We start from the raw sequence: 16,344 nt of genomic DNA on the forward strand, positions 1-16,344 counted from the left end.
CAGAGGGCTGATCGACGAACGCCTTAATAACGCTTCCGGTTGCCGAGGCCGCCGGGGCGCTTCTTGACGCCAAAAGGACAAGTCCCTTCGGCATTGGACGGATACGCAAAGATTGCGGTCAAAGTCCTTTGGCGAACGCATAACAGAGCGTCAACCCTGCATCCGTGCTTTTCCCCCTAAGCGGGAGCGGTAACGAAGTTTGACCATATGTAACGGGGAAAGCGACAATTTCATGATCGTCGAAAAGCCCGCCACGCCTGCATCCGAACGCTTGCGGAACGGATTGGGGCCACAAGGGGCTGTGGTGCCTGGGGGCGGATTCGAACCACCGACACGCGGATTTTCAATCCGCTGCTCTACCAACTGAGCTACCCAGGCGCGCCACCGGCTCGCGGGAGGGCGGTCTATAAGCGAGCCGCTTTCAGGTGTCCAGCGCTCACCGTCAGTCTTCCGAACGATCCTGCGTCGGAATCTCGTCGTCTTCGGCAGGGACGGCATAAACACCGGTCAGCCAGCGCCCCAGATCGACGTCGGCGCAACGCTTGGAACAGAAGGGGCGGTAGTCGGCATCGGCCGGATGCTTATTGCAGATGGGACAGATGGCCATAGTCACGGCACTCCTATCAGGGCACGCCCGGGCAGGACGTCGGAATCGGCAACCACGTTGGCGCGTGGGCCAAGTCGGGCGACCAGCGGTGCCGCCAGCTCGGCCTCCTGCGGGCAGCAACGGGCAAGATGCCGGGGCGTTGCCGTATCGGACAGCAGCGCTCTGTGAAGCGCCCGCACGATCGCGATGACTCTTGTCTGAAGCCACGGCCGACCGTCCGGGTCATTCAGCCGTTCTTCTATGGGCGTGAATTGCCAGGGCATGGCGATCTGCAAGGTCCCGAACCGGCTGACCGGCCCATAGGCGATCTGACGAGCCGTTTGAGGATCGCCTCCGAACGCCGTGCGGGCCGCCGCCAGCAAGGCCTCGCCGTCACGACCGCCGCCCACCACATCGACCACCACCAAGCCGCCCCAGCCCTTCAGGCGAATCAGGCGCGCCGCCTGAGCCAAGCCCGCGCGATTCGCCTGATCCTTGCCTCGTGCTGCATCACGTCCAGGCAGCCGCGCGTGATCGATATCGACCGCGACCAGGGCGCGGGTGCGCTGAACCGCCAGATCCAGCCCAAGGTCCGCCAGTACGACGGCATCGGCGAGTGCTTCTTCTTCCGCGTCCAGCGACGCCTGGATCGCGACAAGCCCTCGCTGAACCTGGATGCCTGGAGCCCACTGCGCCAAGACGGCACGCACATCCGGTCCAGGTCGAATCAGCCGAGGCGGTCCCTCCCCTGCCCCCAAGCGCTTTACGGTCGGCCCCTTGCCGGAGCGCGGTTCGGCAGTGACTGCGACCTGAATGATTTCGCCAACACGGCCAACCGACCCCTTGCCGGGCGGCATGTAGGCCGAGCGGCCCGTACCCAGATCGACGAAAGCCCCGTTCAGCCCGCTGTCGATCGCCTCGATTCGTCCGATGGACTGCGCACCCAGCCGATGGGCCGCGATATCGCTGTCCCGATGGATCAGAAGCCGCTCACAACGCCCATCCCGCGAGATGACGCCGCGAACCTCGCCCGGCGTCTCATCCAGGAAGGCTTCCAAGGTCATGAGTGATTCGACCGCCAGCCGACGCCCGCAAGCAGGTTCACAGTCTCATAGAGCGGCAGACCCATCACCGCGGGATGGCTGCCGACGATGCGGCGCACAAAGGCCCCGGCCGGGCCCTGGATGCCGTATCCGCCAGCCTTGCCGCGCCAGTCGCCCGAGGCGACGTAGCCGGCAATCTCGGCATCGGACAGGGTTTTGAAGGCCACGCGCGTCTCGACGACCCGCGCGGTCAATCGGCCAGCATGGGCGACGGCGACGGCGGTATGAACACGGTGATTGCGGCCGGACAGAAGGCGAAGAAATCGCGTCGCCTCAGCCTCATCCGCCGCCTTTTCCAACAGGCGGCGCCCCACGGACACAACGGTATCGGCGGCAACAATGCAGGCATCGGAGTGACGTTCGGCCACGACCTGGGCCTTGGTCCGCGCCAGGCGCTCGGCAAGACGCGCCAGCGTCTCGCTCTTTTGCGGCGTTTCGTCGATGTCTGCGGGGTCGATTTGGTCGGGAACGATCCCGACCTGCGCCAGAAGCTCGATTCGGCGCGGGCTGGAGGAGGCCAGCACCAGCTCAGGCCGGCTCATCGCGAGCCGGTCCTTATTTGAAGCGATAGGTGATACGGCCCTTGGTCAGGTCATAGGGCGTCATCTCGACCAGAACCTTGTCGCCGGCCAGAACCCGGATCCGGTTCTTGCGCATCTTGCCTGCGGTGTGGGCGATGATCTCGTGATCGTTCTCGAGCGTCACGCGGAAGGTCGCATTGGGCAGCAGTTCGCTGACCACTCCGGGAAACTCAAGCAGTTCTTCCTTAGCCATGCGGCCTCTCGCGCCCTGTTCCATATGATTTCGGACCCCGGCCGGGCGTGGGCAGGGGTCTCAAGTAGTTGGCGCTAATGCACGAAAACTGAGCGCTAGTCGAGTTCTGCGGTTCAATCCCCGGCCTATCGCCTATCCCTTGACCCGCCAGGTGGCTCCCTGAGGCCCGTCCATGACCACGACATCCAGCGCGTTCAGGCGGTCGCGAATACGGTCCGCCTCGGGCCAGTCCTTGGCCGCACGCGCCGCAGCACGCTGTTCCAGCAAGGCCTCGACCTCGGTCCGCAGGGAGTCTGTCACCTCCCCTTCCAGCCAGGCGGCCGGATCGGCTTGCAGCACGCCCAGAAGATCCGCCGCTGCCAGCAATCGACCCTTGGCGATGGCCACGGCGTCCAGGTCACCCGCCGTCATGCCGCGCTCGATGTCGCTGGACAGGGCGAACAGGGTCGCCATGGCTCCCGGTGTGTTCAGGTCATCCTCGATCGCTTTCAGGAAGTCCTCGGGCGGGCCGTCATCGATCGCCGTCACGGCCGCGGCCCGGTGCAAGGCACCGTAGAGGCGATCCAGGTTCTTGCGGCTCTGATCCAGCAGCCCCTGATTCCAGTCGAGCGGCTGGCGATAGTGCGCACTCAGCAGGGCCCAGCGCACGACCTCGCCCGGCATGGACTGCACTAGGTCGTGCAGCAGCAGGACATTGCCGATCGACTTGGACATCTTTTCCGCATCGACCGTCAGAAAGCCGTTGTGCATCCAATAGCGGCTGTATTCCCCGTGCGCCTGTTCGCCATGGGCATGGCCGTGCGCGCAGACGCCCTGGGCGATCTCGTTCTCGTGGTGCGGAAAGACCAGGTCGATCCCCCCGCCATGGATATCGATGGGCAGGCCCAGAACCTGTTCGATCATGGCCGAACATTCGATGTGCCAGCCGGGCCGGCCTGCGCCCCAGGGCGAGGGCCAGGACGGCTCGCCTTCCTTGGACGGCTTCCACAGCACGAAGTCGTGGGCATTCTTTTTATAGGGGGCCACCTCGACCCGGGCCCCGGCGATCATGTCGTCCAGGTTCCGCCCCGACAGGCGGCCATAGTTGGGATAGGACGAGACGTCGAACAGCACATGCCCTTCGGCCGCATAGGCACAGCCGGCCTCCACGATGGCGGCGATCTGGGCGACGATCGGCTCGATATGGTCGGTGACGTGGGGCGCGATGTCCGGGGCCGAGACGTTCAGCCGAGCCATGTCCTCCAGATACGCGGCCTCGTACCGGGCCGTCACATCGCCGATCGGCACCCCCTCCCGCGCGGCCTTGGCATTGATCTTGTCATCGACGTCAGTGACGTTGCGGGCATAGACGACCTTGTCCGCCCCATAGGTGCGACGCAGCAGTCGAACCAGCACGTCGAACACCACCGGCGGGCGCGCATTGCCGATGTGGGCATAGTCATAGACCGTGGGGCCGCAGACATAGAGAGTGACCCGTTCGGGATCGCGCGGGGTGAAGACGCGCTTTTCACGGGCCAGGGTGTCGTGGATCATCAGCGGCATAATGCAGCGGTGGCCTTCGGTTTTCTTGCGAGACGGACGGGATCGCCCATATAGCCGGTTCGCTGCATCCGCGAACAGCGGAACGGCGTAGAACAGGGAGCGCGGCGCGCGTCCATCCGGAACCGTCGTTCCGGCGCCACTCAGCCGCGACGGAAACGAGAATGAGCCTGATCCCCGCCAAGCCCGTCCTGGTCGGCGTCAACGACGCCGTAGAGCGCCCGTCGCGTGAAGAGGCCATGCAGGCCGTCCGAACCTTGCTGGCCTGGGCCGGCGACAATCCGGACCGCGAAGGCCTGAAGGACACGCCCAAGCGCGTGGTCGATGCCTATGCCGAATGGTTCGAGGGCTATGACGCCGATCCGGCCAAGGAGCTGAGTCGCACGTTCGAGGACGTTCAGGGCTATGACGACATGGTCCTGTTGCGCGACATCGAGGTGGAGAGCCACTGCGAGCACCACATGGCTCCGTTCCTGGGCAAGGCCTATGTGGCCTATCTGCCGACGGAAAAGGTGGTCGGCATTTCCAAGATCGCGCGCGTGGTCGAAATCTATTCCAAGCGCCTGCAGACCCAGGAAACGCTGACCCAAGAGATCGCCAACGCGCTCGAATCGCACCTGAACCCTGCGGGCGTCGCGGTGCTGATCGATGCGGAACATCAGTGCATGACGACGCGCGGGGTGCATCACCGCCACGTTTCGACCATCACCACGCGGTTCACTGGGGCGTTCAAGGACGATCAGGCTCTGGTTGATCGCTTCCTGAAACTGGCCAAGGCCTGAGGGGTTCGCCCGACGCGGGTATTTGCCCTTTCGGAACCCTCCCTGCGCCGAGACCGCTTTACAACGGCGGCGCAGGACGCCAAGAGACGAACCAACTATGACCTGCCTGCCGCGTGTCGCGCCGGGCCTTGATGGAGATCGGAGCCCATGGGCGCCAAACTTTCCGGGCCGGGTGGCCAGGGCGGCAAGACGATCAGTCAGAACGCCGACATCAACGTTACCCCGTTTGTCGACATCATGCTGGTGCTGCTGATCATCTTCATGGTGGCCGCACCGCTGGCTACCGTTTCGATCCGGCTGGACCTGCCGCCGCCCGTTCCGAACTCCAATCCTTCGGAAGACGAGCCGGTCTACATCACGATCCAGGAATCGGGCTCGATCTTCCTGGCGGATCGCCAGACTACGCTGGAAACCCTCGATTCCGACCTTTGCGCTGCCCTAGGCGGCGGTGCCTGTCAGGAAGAGCGCGTCTTCGTCCGCGCAGACGCCGAGGTGAAGTACAACCAGTTCATGGAAGTCATGAACAAGCTGCAGGAAACCGGCTTCCTCAAGGTGGGCCTGCTGAACGAAGACATCGAATAGGACCAACGTCCATTCGAACGATCAAATGGGGTCGCGTCCTGCCGGGCGCGGCCCTTTTTCTTGGCGTATTGGGGTCTGTGGTGATTCGACTGGTTGAACAGCTGACCGAACGCCCTAGCTAAGAAGCCCCCCCTTACGGAGTGCCTTCATGACCGACCAGCCCGCGATCACCGTCGATGGCCACACCATTCCCCTGCTGGGCTTCGGCACATGGCAGCTGGAGCCTTCGGATGCGCGACGCATGGTCGCCGAGGCCCTGCGCATCGGTTATCGCCACATCGACACGGCCTGGATCTATAAGAACGAGGCGGCCGTGGGGGACGGCATCCGCGACGCCATTTCCGCCGGCCACGTCGCGCGCGAGGACATCTGGCTGACGACCAAGATCTGGGTGGCCCACTTCGAACGCGATGCCCTTCTGAGCCAGGCGCGCGAATCGGCAGAGAGCCTGGGCTTCACCCCCGACCTCCTGTTGCTGCACTGGCCGAAAAAGACCCCCACCTTTGCCGAGACGATCGGGGCGCTGAACGAAGCCAAGGATCAGGGACTTACGCACTCCATCGGTCTGTCCAACTTCCCGTCGAGCGAGTTCCGCCAGGCCCAGGCCCTGTCCAAGGCACGCCTGGTGACCAATCAGGTCGAGTACCACCCCTATCTGAAGCTGTTCAATCTGCTGGCCACTGCCGGTGAACTGGGCTCGTCCATCACGGCGTGGTCGCCCCTGGCCCAGGGTGCCGTTGCCGAGGATGCAACCATCATCGAGATCGGCAAGGCGCACGGGAAGACGGCGGCCCAGGTGACGCTGCGCTGGCTGATCCAGCAGGGCGTGATCGCCATTCCCCGCACGACCAAGGTCCATCGCGCCGAAGAAAGCTTCGACATCTTCGACTTCAGCCTATCGGACGAGGAGATGGACCGCATCCACGCTCTGGCGCGTCCTGACGGCCGCCTGGGCGACTGGCTCGACAAGGACTTCAACTGGGATCAAGAATGGGCGTGAAACGCCGCAGCTAGACGGCGAATACAGGGAGACGAACCTGATGGGCTCTGTTCTCGGCTTCCCCGGTATCGACCCGCTCGACGCGGCCATAGGGGCGCGGCTGAAACGCTGGCGTGAGCAGCGCGGCATACCCATCGACGATCTGGCCCGCGCCATCGCCATGTCGCCCGAGGATGCCCGCCGGGCCGAAGCGGGCCGCGCCCATCTGACGACTGCGCAGATCGGGGCCGCGACCGCCCATCTGCGCCTCCCGCTATGGGCCCTGGTATCGGATACGCGCGCCTATTGATCCCGAACGGCGCTCATTCCGCGACAGGCCGCGTCACGTCGAATTCGACGCGAAAGAACCGTCCCGCCGGGCGACGCAGCTCATAGGCAAAAATCCGCCCCGGCAGCACCTCGATCGCCCAGACATTGGTGGTCGACACCGATGCGTCCCAGGCGTTGAACAGCTCGATCGAGAAGTCATCGACCGGGAACTCCTGACGCTGCGCCGTCCCCTGGCCGGACGTGTCGCCGCCATACCAGTGCAGCCCATCGGGCTTGCCCTGCGAATCACGGTGATCGTGCTTCAGCGTCAGCCCCGCCCCTGTCCGCGTGAGCACCCAGGTTCGCGAACGGTCCTGACCAACCCAGAACGGAATGCGGATCTCGTTCGCCGAACAGTCCCGGACGTGCATCAGCAGCCGGGACGATGCAAAGCTGGCGTCGGCAGGATCCGTCGTGACCACCCGCCCCTCGAATCTCTGGCCGCACAAGGCCGAGAGATTGGCAAAGAAGTCATCCTGAGCCGATGGAGCCACGGGCACGCTGGCACAGGCCGACAGCATCAGTGCAGCAGCAGCGGCGGCGATCTTGGCGAAATGCATCATGGCCGGACCCTAACCAGACGAGCCGCCCTTGCCTACCCGACGCGACATCGGACAGGAACGCGAACGAGGCGTTGACTTACCCGCGAGCCTGAGTATGTTCCGCGCCTCTCATTTTAGCGGCTTTCGCCGTCGCAAAGGTATCCTCCGATGGCCAAACCGGCTTCAATCAAGATCCGCCTCAACTCCACGGCGGACACTGGCTTCTTCTACGTCACCAAGAAGAACGCCCGCACCAAGACCGAAAAGATGGTCGTCAACAAATACGACCCGGTCATCCGCAAGCATGTCGAGTTCAAGGAAGGCAAGATCAAGTAAGGCTTGATCCTGGGCGTTCGCGCCCGGCCTGACAAAGTTCGAAACGCCCGGTCAGCGATGACCGGGCGTTTTGCTTTGTCCGATCAACACGATGGGGTGATCTGGGGTGGTGATCAGGCGGCCCGCGCGATGACCTGATTACGCCCGCGCGCCTTGGCCTCATAGACGCCCTCGTCCGCGCGCTTCAGCAGAGCTTCGGGGGTCTCTCCGACCGCCTGGCTGGTCGCCACGCCGATCGAGATGGTGACGGTCAGTTCCTCGCGGCCGTCCATGACCCGGAACGGTGCCCCGCCCACGTCGCGGCGAATGCGTTCGGCGATCATCAAAGCCGATTCCATCGAGGTGTCCGGCATCACCACCACGAACTCCTCGCCGCCCAGACGGCACGGCAGATCGATCGCCCGCACATTGGTGGCGACGCGCACCGCGAACTCACGCAGCACCTCGTCCCCGGCATCGTGGCCGAATCCGTCGTTGATCGCCTTGAAGTGGTCGATGTCCAGAACCAGCACCGAGACACCGGGACCGCCGTGGTTGGCCCGTCCGACCAGAGCCTGAAGCTGTCCGGCCATATAGCGCCTGTTATGCAGGCCGGTCAGGGCATCGGTGACCGCCATCTCCAGGCTGTAGTCCAGCTTCTGCCTCAGGAAATCGGCATAGCGCTTGCGGCGGACCTGGGTGCGCGCACGGGCAGCCAGCTCTTCCGGGTCCACCGGCTTGGTCAGGATGTCATTGACGCCCAGTTCCAGGGCCTTGATCAGCCGGGGCCGATCCGCCGGGTCGACGATGGCCAGGATCGGCGTGCGGCGGCTGGCCTCGGTCGAGCGCGTCTGCGCGATCAGCCGCAGCCCGTCGAACTCGGCCGCAGCCACATTGACGATCATCAGGTCGATCGGGCCCCGAGCCGCGATCAGGGCCACGGCGGGGTCGGTCTCGATCGCCGGGCGGTGTTCATCCGACAGGCGGGCCAGGACCTTCTCGCCCTGACGGGGATTGTCGTCCACGATCAAGACCCGGCCACCAGCAGCCCGCAGCCGCCCGGCCGAGTCGGTATCGACGCCGAGGCGGCGGCCGCTTTCCTCGCGCTCTCGCAGTTCGTCCATCACCGCCTTGAGGCGGACCAGCGACCGCACTCGCGCCATCAGGATGACGTCATCGATGGGCTTGGTGACGAAATCGTCGGCCCCGGCATCCAGGCCGCGGATTCGATCCTCGCGCCCGTCCAGGGCCGTGACCAGGACCACGGGAATATGCCGCGTCGTGGGATCGGCCTTCAGCCGCCGGCAGGTCTCGAACCCGTCCATCCCCGGCATCATGACGTCCAGCAGGATGATGTCGGGCTGATGTTCCGCCGCCAGACGCAGAGCCGTGGGACCGTCATGGCCGGTCATGACTTCATAGTATTCGAGCGTCAGCTTGGCTTCGAGAAGCCGGACGTTCGGTTCCACATCATCGACGACCAGAATACGCGCTGTCATCGCCTAACCCAGGTGCTCTCGCACGACGTCGAGGAAATGCATCACCGAGATCGGCTTGGAGATATAGGCCTCGCAGCCGCCCTGGCGGATGCGTTCCTCGTCGCCCTTCATGGCAAAGGCCGTGACGGCAACCACGGGAATATGGGCGAGCTCCTCGTCGTCCTTCAGCCATTTGGTGACTTCCAGCCCTGAAATCTCGGGCAGCTGGATGTCCATCAGGATCAGGTCTGGACGATGCGCGCGCGCCAGAGCCAGCGCCTGCAACCCTTCGCGGGTCTGCAGGGTCGCATAGCCCTGGGAATCGAGCAGGTCATGAAACAGCTTCATGTTCAGCTCGTTATCCTCGACGATGAGGATGGTCTTGGACATGGTCACCCGGCCTGTCGCCTGTGGAATGCGCGGCTGCGCCTGAGGCGTTTTCGCCATCTTCGAATGCACTTTTGCCGCGCCAGTCTTAAGGTGGGGTGAAGTCAGGCGCCGTCTTCAACACGGCCCCCCGTCAGGTCCGAAAACTCCATGAAGGCCATCTGCCGCGATTGCGATTGGACGGGCGAACAGCCTGTCGAGCGCTGTCCGTCGTGCGGGTCACGGCGCGTGGTCCGTCATGCAGAACTGGACACGCTGGCGATCGCCCATCTGGACTGCGACGCCTTCTATGCTTCGGTCGAAAAGCGGGACAGGCCGGAACTGCGTGACCGGCCGGTGATCATCGGCGGCGGCAAGCGCGGCGTGGTGTCCACCGCCTGCTATGTGGCACGTTTGTCCGGCGTTGGCTCGGCCATGCCGATGTTCAAGGCGCTGAAGGCCTGTCCCGACGCCGTGGTTCTGAAACCCGATTTCGCGAAGTATCAGGTCGAGAGCCAACGGATCCTGGGCGCGCTGGCCCAGCTGACGCCCCTGATCCAGACGCTGTCGCTGGACGAGGCCTGGGTCGATCTGTCGGGGACCGAGCGGCTGAACGGGGGCCCGCCGGCGCTTCAGCTGACCCGGCTGCAACGACGGATCGAAGCGGAGGTGGGCCTGACCGTCTCCATCGGCCTGGCACCGAACCGCTTTCTGGCCAAGGTCGCGTCCGAGATGGACAAGCCGCGCGGATTCACCGTGCTGGGGTCCGAAGCCCCTGCCCTCCTGGCCCCGCGTCCCGTCTCGATCCTGCCTGGTGTGGGGCCGGTGTTCACCCGGACCCTGCGCAGCGACGGGTTTGCCACGGTCGGCGATCTGGCCGGCGCGGACCCCCGCGACCTGATCCGCCGCTATGGCGACTGGGGCCTACGCCTGCATCACCTCGCTCATGGCCGCGATAGCCGCACAGTCAATCCCGAGCATGACCGAAAGGGTATGAGTGCCGAGACCACCTTCAACGAGGACCTGACCTCGGTCGAGGACCTGGAGGCCCAGCTCTGGCCGCTGTGCGACAAGCTGGCGGCCAAGGCGCGGCGCGATGGTTTGGCCAGCCGGGTCGTCGTGCTGAAGCTGCGGCGCACGGACTTCAAGATCGTCACCCGCCGCGCCACCCTGCCCGAGCCGGTTCAGACGGCTCGCGCCCTGTTCGCCGCCGCCCGGTCGATGCTGGCATCCGAACTGGGCAGGCCCTATCGGCTGATCGGCGTGGGCATGGCCGAGGTGATCGATGCGGTCGATGTGCCCGCCCTGTTCGAGACCGCCGAGGCCCGCACACTGAAGACCGAGACCGCCATCGACGCCCTGCGCGCCAAGTTCGGCCAGGATGCCGTGATGGCCGGACGATCCCTGAAGCGGGGATCAACGCCAACTTAAAGTCTGGCCGCCATCCTGCCTGGATGAACGCCTTTGTCGACAAGATGCGCCGCCGGGCCGGGCGGTATCTGGATGTTCGCCCGGTCGCGATCTCGCCCGCGCGCGGCATCCTCAGCCTCAGCTTCGACGACATTCCCGTCTCGGCCTGGACCGAGGCCGGGCCGGTCATGGCCGATCATGGGGTCAAGGCGACCTACTACGTCTGTGGTGGCCTGTCGGACGGGACCAATATGGACCTGCCACAGTTCGGCACCGGGCACCTGCAGGCCCTGTTCGAGGCCGGCCACGAAGTCGGGTGTCACACCTACGAGCATGTTTCGACCCTGACGCTCAGCCCTGCCGAACTGGACGCCAGCCTGGCCCGCAATGCGGCCTGGGTGGCCGAGCGGCTGGACGGCCATGTCATGACCACGTTCGCCTATCCGTTCGGCGATTGCGCCCTGGAAGCCAAGGCGGTGATCGACAAGCGATTCCTATGCGGGCGCGGCGTTCGCGATGGCGTCAATTCAGGGCGGGCCGACCGCGCCAATCTTCAGGCCATCGGCCTGGAATCACGCCGCCTGCCCGGCTACGACCTCGACGCCCTGATCGCCGAGACCGCCCGGACGGGCGGCTGGCTGATCGCCTATGGCCATGACGTTTCGGACCGGCCGACCCCTTATGGCTGCAGGCCCGACGATCTGGACCGCCTGATCCGCCTGGCCCGCGCTGCCGACCTGGACATCCTGCCGGTGGCCTCTGCGTGGAGCCGAGTCGCGGCCTGACCGGCGCGACGAAACACCCGGCTTCTCCCACACGGGCCGGGCGGCTATGGGAGGGGCATGACCCTTCCCTTTGCGCCAGCGCCCTTCCCCCTTGCCCGTCCGCGTCGCCTGCGGTCCTCGCCCTGGGTGCGGCGGCTGGTGGCCGAGATCGCCCTGACGCCCGCCGATCTGATCTGGCCCCTGATCGTCCATGACGGGGCGGACGACCGGGTGGCGGTGCCCTCCATGCCCGGCGTGTTCCGCCTGTCGCCGCGCGAGGCTGCCAAGGCGGCGGTCGAGGCGCGAGACCTGGGCATCCCGGCCGTGGCCCTGTTCCCCAATATTGACGGTGCCATCAAGGATGCGGTCGGCACCGGCGCGACCGACCCCGACGGCCTGATCCCCGACTGTATCAAGGCCATCAAGGACGCTGCCCCCGAGATCGGTGTCATCTGTGACGTCGCCCTGGACTGCTACACTGACCATGGCCACGACGGCGTTGTCGAGGATGGCCGGGTCCTGAACGATGCCTCGCTGGAGCGTCTGGCCGAACAGGCTTTCATCCAGGCCCACGCCGGAGCTGATGTCGTTGCCCCGTCCGACATGATGGACGGCCGGGTCCAGGCGATCCGCGAGGCGCTGGAGGCCAACGGGTTCCACGACACCCTGATCCTGTCCTATGCGGCCAAATATGCCTCGGCCTTCTATGGCCCCTATCGCGATGCGGTCGGCTCGGCGGCCATGCTGGTCGGCGACAAGAAGACCTATCAGATGGACCACGCCAACTCTGACGAAGCCCTGCGCGAAGTGGCCATGGACATCGCCGAGGGGGCCGACATGGTGATGGTCAAGCCCGGCATGCCCTATCTGGATATCGTCCAGCGCGTGTCCGAGACCTTCAAAGTGCCGACCTTCGCCTATCAGGTGTCGGGTGAGTATGCGATGATCCAGGCGGCCGTGGCCCATGGCTGGCTGGATCAGGATCGCGCCATCCTGGAAACCCTGACCGGGTTCAAGCGCGCGGGCTGCGCCGGTGTCCTGACCTATTTCGCCCCCCGGGCGGCGCGGCTGCTGGGGGCCTGAGGCACGCTTTCCATTCTGGCTGATTTGGGGTCAGACTGCCCTCTGGCCATCAGGGAGCGTGCCATGAAGATCGTCACTAGCCTGAGTTTCCGCGGCCAGTGCCGCGAGGCGTTCGAGTTCTATGCCCAGGTTCTGGGCGGAAAGATCACCGCTGCCTTTCCGTATGGCGAGGGTCCGCCCGATATGCCGGTAGGTCCGCAGTACAAGGACTGGCTGATGCACTGCTGGCTGGAAGTCGGCGATCAGGCCATCATGGGCGCGGACATGGACACCGACTGGTCCCCCAATATCGACAAGCCCAAGAACGGCTTCGACGTCACCCTGCATACCGACGATGCGGCACAGGCCAAGGGCTGGTTCGACGCCCTGTCCGAAGGCGGCAAGGTGGTCATGCCGTTCGGCCCCACCTTCTGGTCGCCCGGCTATGGCTCGCTGATCGACCGGTTCGGCGTGCCGTGGATGGTCAATGTGAACGGCGATCCGGCCGCCTAACCCAGGCGCGCCTTCAGACTGGAGGTGTCCCAGCGACCGCCGCCCATGGCCTGGACCTCGGCATAATAGCCGTCGACCAGACGGGTCAGGTCCAGCTTCGCCCCATTGGCCGTGGCCTCGTCCAGCACGAGGCCCAGGTCCTTGCGCATCCAGTCCACGGCGAAGCCGAAGTCGAAGCGCCCTTCCGCCGCCGTCTTCCAGCGGTTGTCCATCTGCCAGGACTGGGCCGCGCCCTTGGACACGGCGTCATAGACGGCGTCGGTATCCAGACCGGCGGCCTGTGCGAAATGCACCGCCTCGGCCAGGCCCTGGACCACACCAGCGATGGCGATCTGGTTGACCATCTTGGTCAGCTGGCCGGCGCCGGACGGACCCATATGTTTGACGGCCTTAGCATAGGCGCGGATCACCGGCTCGGCCCGGTCCAGGGCCTGGGCGTCGCCGCCTGCCATGACGCTGAGCTGACCTGCCTCGGCTCCCGCCTGCCCGCCGGACACCGGGGCATCGATGAAGGAGAGGCTGTGTTCGGCGGCCAGGGCCGACATCTCGCGTGCCACGGTGGCGGAGGTGGTCGTGTGATCCACGATCACGGCCCCCGGTGCCAGATGCGGTATCGCCTGGGTCACGACGGCGCGGACGTCGTCGTCATTGCCGACGCACAGGATGAAGACCTCTGCACCGGTCGCCGCCTCGGCCACGGAGGCCGCGAACCGTGCCTTGTGGGCCTCGGCCCAGGCGCGTGCCTTGTCGGGCGAGCGGTTGAATCCCACAACGTCATGGCCCGCCGCCACCAGATGGCCCGCCATCGGCGCACCCATCACGCCCAGTCCCGCAAAGCCGATCTTCATGATGCCTCCTCGGCCGCAATGCCGTAGCGGCCACGGAAATAGGTCAGGCCGTCGCCCGGCCCTGCCTCGAACCGCTCGACCCGGCCGACGATGATGATGTGGTCGCCCATCGGCAGACGCTCGTGGATGACACAGTCGAAGCGCGCCAGAACCTGCGTCAGATGTGGCGCGGAATCTGGCTGGCGCACATGATCGCGGTCCTGCAGGGCCCAGTCGCCGCGTGCGAACCGGTTGGCCCGGTCCCTGTCCCCGGCCGCCAGCATGTGCAGCGAGAACCGCTCCGCCGCCGCGAACACCGGTGCCCGCTCAGACCGCTCATCCAGGCACCACAGGATCAGCCGCGGCTGCAGCGACACGGAGGTGAAGGAGTTGACGGTCAGCCCGATCGGCCCCTGCGGCCCATCGGCCGTCACCACACATACACCGGTCGCGAACGTGCCCAGCGCCCGGCGATAGGCCAGGGTCTCGGCGGCGGCATGGTCGGGCAAGGGTTCCAGCGTCACGGCACCGACCTAAAGCGCCATGGGCAAAAGGGAAAGCGCGTTCGATGTCGCGGATGGGAAACTCGCCCTTAACCTTGTTGAGCAAGGGTCCTCTGGCGCAATTTCGGGGCCCATTTCATGTCCATGAGCGATCGTCCGATCCTCATCAAGAAGGTCAAAAAGGTCCAGGGCGGGGGCCACCACGGTGGCGCGTGGAAGGTCGCCTATGCCGACTTCGTGACGGCCATGATGGCCTTCTTCCTGCTGATGTGGCTGATCAACACGACCGACCCGGAACAGAAGCGCGGTATCGCCGAATATTTCGCGCCTGCCAGCGTTTCAGCCACCACCTCGGGATCGGGCGGCATTCTTGGCGGCACGGCCCTGGGCGAGGACGGGTCCAAGAGCTCCGGCTCGATGTCCATCACCGAACTGGCACCGGAGGCTCCGGCTGATGCGCCCGAGGAAGCCGGGCAGAGCCAGAACCTGGCCGCAGCCAGCGAAGAGGCCCTGAGGGATGAGATCGCCCGGCGCGAAGCGGCGGACTTCACCTCTGCAGCCGAATCCCTTCGCCAGGCCATGCAGTCGATGCCGGAACTGGCCGAACTGTCCAAACACCTGATCATCGATCAGACGCCCGAGGGTCTGCGAATTCAGCTGGTCGATCAGGAAGGCCGCTCGATGTTCGATCAGAACTCGGGCCGTCCCAATGCCCGGGCGCAACTGCTGCTGCGGGCCGTAGCGCGGGTCGTGAACCGCCTGCCCAATCGGATTTCCATCACCGGCCATACCAGCGCCCAGCCGGGATCGAACCGTGCCAGCGGACCGAATGACTGGGCCCTGTCGGCCGAGCGTGCCAATCAGTCGCGCCTGGTGCTGCAGGGGGCCGGGGTCGATCCGGACCGGATCTATTCCGTGGCGGGCAAGGCAGGATCCGATCCGCTCTATCCCGACGATCCCACTCTGGCCGGCAATCGGCGCATCGCCATCGTCCTGTTGCGCGAAGCCCCGGTGCTGCCGACTGACACCAGCTTCTGATGGCGCAAGCCCGCTGCGCGAACAGACTTGCAGCGTCGGCCCGGATGACGCCAAATCGACGAATGCTGTGCTGCTTGCCGAATTTCAGCCGAAACAACGGGTCAACGTAAGCCTGTGACCCAGCATTTCGCGCATCGTCAGCTTCGGTTCTACATGACGGCGACGGCGCCGTGTCCGTATCTGCCGGGCCTGACGGAACGCAAGGTCTTTGCCAATCTGCCCTTTTCCGACGGAGCCTGGGTCAATGACGAGCTGACCCAGGCCGGTTTCCGCCGAAGTCAGAACATTGCCTATCGACCGGCTTGCGATTCCTGCGAGGCCTGTGTGTCCGTCCGCTTGCCGGTGCCGGAGTTCGTCCCCAGCCGCTCGCATCGTCGCATCCTGCGCCGCAACGCCGACCTGACACGCGACATCGTCGAGGCCGAAGCGACAGTCGAGCAGTTCGATCTGCTGCGCCGCTATCTGGAAGGCCGCCATCCCGGCGGCGGCATGAGCGACATGGGCTGGCTCGACTATGTGGCCATGGTCGAGGACACGGCCGTTCGCACCCATCTGATCGAATACCGGTTGCCGTCGCCCGACAGCGGCCCCGGTGATCTGGTGGGCGTCGTCCTGACCGACACCCTCGCGGACGGCCTGTCGCTGGTCTACAGCTTCTTTGACCCGGAGTTGCAGCGACGCAGCCTGGGTGTCTTTGCCATCCTGGATCATCTGCGGCAGGCAGCCGCGTTGAACCAGCCGTTCGTCTATCTGGGCTATTGGGTCCAGGGCTCACCCAAGATGGACTACAAGGCCAATTTCCGCCCGATGGAGGCCTTGACCAGGCGCGGTTGGCAGCGCCTGGCCTGAAG

Annotated in this window: 21 protein-coding genes and 1 tRNA gene; 11 read left to right on the forward strand and 11 right to left on the reverse strand. The window is 65.3% G+C overall.

The genetic code is table 11. The annotated features are described in order from the left end of the window. Positions 1–302: 302 nt before the first annotated feature. The 6 genes from JIP62_RS02685 to cysS all read right to left on the reverse strand — a co-directional run bounded on the left by JIP62_RS02685 (position 303) and on the right by cysS (position 4,005). Positions 303–378 (reverse strand) — tRNA-Phe (locus tag JIP62_RS02685). A 64-nt stretch (positions 379–442) separates the two neighbouring features. Further along, positions 443–607 (reverse strand): DNA gyrase inhibitor YacG, encoded by a 165-nt coding sequence (locus tag JIP62_RS02690; RefSeq protein WP_201103407.1) that lies wholly within the window; start codon positions 605–607, stop codon positions 443–445. 2 nt (positions 608–609) lie between these two features. Beyond that, on the reverse strand, positions 610–1,650 hold the full coding sequence (locus JIP62_RS02695; RefSeq protein WP_201103408.1) for a ribonuclease E/G: 1,041 nt from the start codon (positions 1,648–1,650) through the stop codon (positions 610–612). After that, entirely contained in the window at positions 1,647–2,231 is a 585-nt protein-coding gene (locus JIP62_RS02700; RefSeq protein WP_201103409.1) for a Maf family protein, read from the reverse strand. The genes JIP62_RS02695 and JIP62_RS02700 overlap by 4 nt, the downstream gene beginning before the upstream one ends. Before the next feature lie 13 nt (positions 2,232–2,244). Beyond that, positions 2,245–2,463 (reverse strand): translation initiation factor IF-1, encoded by a 219-nt coding sequence (gene infA / locus JIP62_RS02705; RefSeq protein WP_003164348.1) that lies wholly within the window; start codon positions 2,461–2,463, stop codon positions 2,245–2,247. 132 nt (positions 2,464–2,595) lie between these two features. Continuing rightward, positions 2,596–4,005 carry a cysteine--tRNA ligase gene (cysS, locus tag JIP62_RS02710; RefSeq protein ID WP_201103410.1) on the reverse strand — a complete coding sequence of 470 codons (1,410 nt, stop codon included), beginning with the start codon at positions 4,003–4,005 and terminating at the stop codon, positions 2,596–2,598. Between the two features lie 161 nt (positions 4,006–4,166). Here cysS and folE point away from each other — a divergent pair, with 161 nt between their 5' ends. The 4 genes from folE (at position 4,167) to JIP62_RS02730 (ending at position 6,655) form a co-directional block, all read left to right on the forward strand. Beyond that, positions 4,167–4,784: a GTP cyclohydrolase I FolE gene (gene folE / locus JIP62_RS02715; protein ID WP_201103411.1), complete on the forward strand. Its 618-nt coding sequence runs from the start codon at positions 4,167–4,169 to the stop codon at positions 4,782–4,784. A 147-nt stretch (positions 4,785–4,931) separates the two neighbouring features. Beyond that, positions 4,932–5,366 (forward strand): biopolymer transporter ExbD, encoded by a 435-nt coding sequence (locus JIP62_RS02720; RefSeq protein ID WP_201103412.1) that lies wholly within the window; start codon positions 4,932–4,934, stop codon positions 5,364–5,366. A gap of 148 nt (positions 5,367–5,514) precedes the next feature. Further along, positions 5,515–6,366, forward strand: a complete 852-nt coding sequence (locus JIP62_RS02725; protein ID WP_201103413.1) for an aldo/keto reductase — start codon at positions 5,515–5,517, stop codon at positions 6,364–6,366. A 40-nt stretch (positions 6,367–6,406) separates the two neighbouring features. Then, positions 6,407–6,655 (forward strand): helix-turn-helix domain-containing protein, encoded by a 249-nt coding sequence (locus tag JIP62_RS02730; protein ID WP_201103414.1) that lies wholly within the window; start codon positions 6,407–6,409, stop codon positions 6,653–6,655. Positions 6,656–6,668: 13 nt separating this feature from the next. On the opposite strand, the gene JIP62_RS02735 is transcribed toward JIP62_RS02730, so the two are convergent. Next, positions 6,669–7,238, reverse strand: coding sequence for a hypothetical protein (locus tag JIP62_RS02735; protein WP_230974833.1), 570 nt, complete (start codon positions 7,236–7,238; stop codon positions 6,669–6,671). A 147-nt stretch (positions 7,239–7,385) separates the two neighbouring features. Here JIP62_RS02735 and rpmG point away from each other — a divergent pair, with 147 nt between their 5' ends. Then, positions 7,386–7,553 carry a 50S ribosomal protein L33 gene (rpmG, locus tag JIP62_RS02740; protein WP_131252530.1) on the forward strand — a complete coding sequence of 56 codons (168 nt, stop codon included), beginning with the start codon at positions 7,386–7,388 and terminating at the stop codon, positions 7,551–7,553. A gap of 113 nt (positions 7,554–7,666) precedes the next feature. Here the strand turns inward: rpmG and JIP62_RS02745 are convergent, their stop codons facing one another. Both JIP62_RS02745 and JIP62_RS02750 read right to left on the reverse strand, forming a co-directional pair. Further along, the gene (locus JIP62_RS02745; protein WP_201103415.1) at positions 7,667–9,031 is read right to left on the reverse strand and encodes a PleD family two-component system response regulator; all 1,365 of its coding nucleotides are present in this window, start codon (positions 9,029–9,031) and stop codon (positions 7,667–7,669) included. A gap of 3 nt (positions 9,032–9,034) precedes the next feature. Continuing rightward, positions 9,035–9,400 (reverse strand): response regulator, encoded by a 366-nt coding sequence (locus JIP62_RS02750; protein WP_201103416.1) that lies wholly within the window; start codon positions 9,398–9,400, stop codon positions 9,035–9,037. A gap of 147 nt (positions 9,401–9,547) precedes the next feature. On the opposite strand from JIP62_RS02750, the gene JIP62_RS02755 reads away from it, so the two are divergent. The 4 genes from JIP62_RS02755 (at position 9,548) to JIP62_RS02770 (ending at position 13,125) form a co-directional block, all read left to right on the forward strand. Continuing rightward, entirely contained in the window at positions 9,548–10,807 is a 1,260-nt protein-coding gene (locus JIP62_RS02755; protein WP_201103417.1) for a DNA polymerase IV, read from the forward strand. A 23-nt stretch (positions 10,808–10,830) separates the two neighbouring features. Then, on the forward strand, positions 10,831–11,571 hold the full coding sequence (locus JIP62_RS02760) for a polysaccharide deacetylase family protein (protein ID WP_201103418.1): 741 nt from the start codon (positions 10,831–10,833) through the stop codon (positions 11,569–11,571). Positions 11,572–11,628: 57 nt separating this feature from the next. Beyond that, positions 11,629–12,633 carry a porphobilinogen synthase gene (gene hemB / locus JIP62_RS02765; protein ID WP_201103419.1) on the forward strand — a complete coding sequence of 335 codons (1,005 nt, stop codon included), beginning with the start codon at positions 11,629–11,631 and terminating at the stop codon, positions 12,631–12,633. A gap of 63 nt (positions 12,634–12,696) precedes the next feature. Then, positions 12,697–13,125 carry a VOC family protein gene (locus JIP62_RS02770; protein WP_201103420.1) on the forward strand — a complete coding sequence of 143 codons (429 nt, stop codon included), beginning with the start codon at positions 12,697–12,699 and terminating at the stop codon, positions 13,123–13,125. On the opposite strand, the gene JIP62_RS02775 is transcribed toward JIP62_RS02770, so the two are convergent. Together JIP62_RS02775 and JIP62_RS02780 are read right to left on the reverse strand one after the other, a co-directional pair. Next, a complete protein-coding gene (locus JIP62_RS02775) occupies positions 13,122–13,973 on the reverse strand; it encodes an NAD(P)-dependent oxidoreductase (protein ID WP_201103421.1) in 852 nt (283 codons plus the stop codon). The genes JIP62_RS02770 and JIP62_RS02775 overlap by 4 nt on opposite strands. Beyond that, positions 13,970–14,476, reverse strand: coding sequence for a flavin reductase family protein (locus JIP62_RS02780; RefSeq protein WP_201103422.1), 507 nt, complete (start codon positions 14,474–14,476; stop codon positions 13,970–13,972). The genes JIP62_RS02775 and JIP62_RS02780 overlap by 4 nt, the downstream gene beginning before the upstream one ends. Before the next feature lie 117 nt (positions 14,477–14,593). Here JIP62_RS02780 and JIP62_RS02785 point away from each other — a divergent pair, with 117 nt between their 5' ends. Both JIP62_RS02785 and JIP62_RS02790 read left to right on the forward strand, forming a co-directional pair. After that, a complete protein-coding gene (locus JIP62_RS02785; protein WP_201103423.1) occupies positions 14,594–15,493 on the forward strand; it encodes a flagellar motor protein MotB in 900 nt (299 codons plus the stop codon). A gap of 114 nt (positions 15,494–15,607) precedes the next feature. Then, a complete protein-coding gene (locus JIP62_RS02790) occupies positions 15,608–16,342 on the forward strand; it encodes an arginyltransferase (protein WP_201103424.1) in 735 nt (244 codons plus the stop codon). The last annotated feature ends 2 nt before the right edge of the window (positions 16,343–16,344 follow it).

The sequence above is a fragment of the Brevundimonas vitisensis genome (genome assembly GCF_016656965.1).
Classification (GTDB): domain Bacteria; phylum Pseudomonadota; class Alphaproteobacteria; order Caulobacterales; family Caulobacteraceae; genus Brevundimonas; species Brevundimonas vitisensis.

What these genes read in the sequence shown, in the direction of transcription:
- JIP62_RS02690 (WP_201103407.1), bottom strand. Translation starts at nt 607, where the DNA reads ATGGCCATCTGTCCCATCTGCAATAAGCATCCGGCCGATGCCGACTAC.
- JIP62_RS02695 (WP_201103408.1), bottom strand. Translation starts at nt 1,650, where the DNA reads ATGACCTTGGAAGCCTTCCTGGATGAGACGCCGGGCGAGGTTCGCGGC.
- JIP62_RS02700 (WP_201103409.1), bottom strand. Translation starts at nt 2,231, where the DNA reads ATGAGCCGGCCTGAGCTGGTGCTGGCCTCCTCCAGCCCGCGCCGAATC.
- infA (WP_003164348.1), bottom strand. Translation starts at nt 2,463, where the DNA reads ATGGCTAAGGAAGAACTGCTTGAGTTTCCCGGAGTGGTCAGCGAACTG.
- cysS (WP_201103410.1), bottom strand. Translation starts at nt 4,005, where the DNA reads ATGCCGCTGATGATCCACGACACCCTGGCCCGTGAAAAGCGCGTCTTC.
- folE (WP_201103411.1), top strand. Translation starts at nt 4,167, where the DNA reads ATGAGCCTGATCCCCGCCAAGCCCGTCCTGGTCGGCGTCAACGACGCC.
- JIP62_RS02720 (WP_201103412.1), top strand. Translation starts at nt 4,932, where the DNA reads ATGGGCGCCAAACTTTCCGGGCCGGGTGGCCAGGGCGGCAAGACGATC.
- JIP62_RS02725 (WP_201103413.1), top strand. Translation starts at nt 5,515, where the DNA reads ATGACCGACCAGCCCGCGATCACCGTCGATGGCCACACCATTCCCCTG.
- JIP62_RS02730 (WP_201103414.1), top strand. Translation starts at nt 6,407, where the DNA reads ATGGGCTCTGTTCTCGGCTTCCCCGGTATCGACCCGCTCGACGCGGCC.
- JIP62_RS02735 (WP_230974833.1), bottom strand. Translation starts at nt 7,238, where the DNA reads ATGATGCATTTCGCCAAGATCGCCGCCGCTGCTGCTGCACTGATGCTG.
- rpmG (WP_131252530.1), top strand. Translation starts at nt 7,386, where the DNA reads ATGGCCAAACCGGCTTCAATCAAGATCCGCCTCAACTCCACGGCGGAC.
- JIP62_RS02745 (WP_201103415.1), bottom strand. Translation starts at nt 9,031, where the DNA reads ATGACAGCGCGTATTCTGGTCGTCGATGATGTGGAACCGAACGTCCGG.
- JIP62_RS02750 (WP_201103416.1), bottom strand. Translation starts at nt 9,400, where the DNA reads ATGTCCAAGACCATCCTCATCGTCGAGGATAACGAGCTGAACATGAAG.
- JIP62_RS02755 (WP_201103417.1), top strand. Translation starts at nt 9,548, where the DNA reads ATGAAGGCCATCTGCCGCGATTGCGATTGGACGGGCGAACAGCCTGTC.
- JIP62_RS02760 (WP_201103418.1), top strand. Translation starts at nt 10,831, where the DNA reads ATGAACGCCTTTGTCGACAAGATGCGCCGCCGGGCCGGGCGGTATCTG.
- hemB (WP_201103419.1), top strand. Translation starts at nt 11,629, where the DNA reads ATGACCCTTCCCTTTGCGCCAGCGCCCTTCCCCCTTGCCCGTCCGCGT.
- JIP62_RS02770 (WP_201103420.1), top strand. Translation starts at nt 12,697, where the DNA reads ATGAAGATCGTCACTAGCCTGAGTTTCCGCGGCCAGTGCCGCGAGGCG.
- JIP62_RS02775 (WP_201103421.1), bottom strand. Translation starts at nt 13,973, where the DNA reads ATGAAGATCGGCTTTGCGGGACTGGGCGTGATGGGTGCGCCGATGGCG.
- JIP62_RS02785 (WP_201103423.1), top strand. Translation starts at nt 14,594, where the DNA reads ATGTCCATGAGCGATCGTCCGATCCTCATCAAGAAGGTCAAAAAGGTC.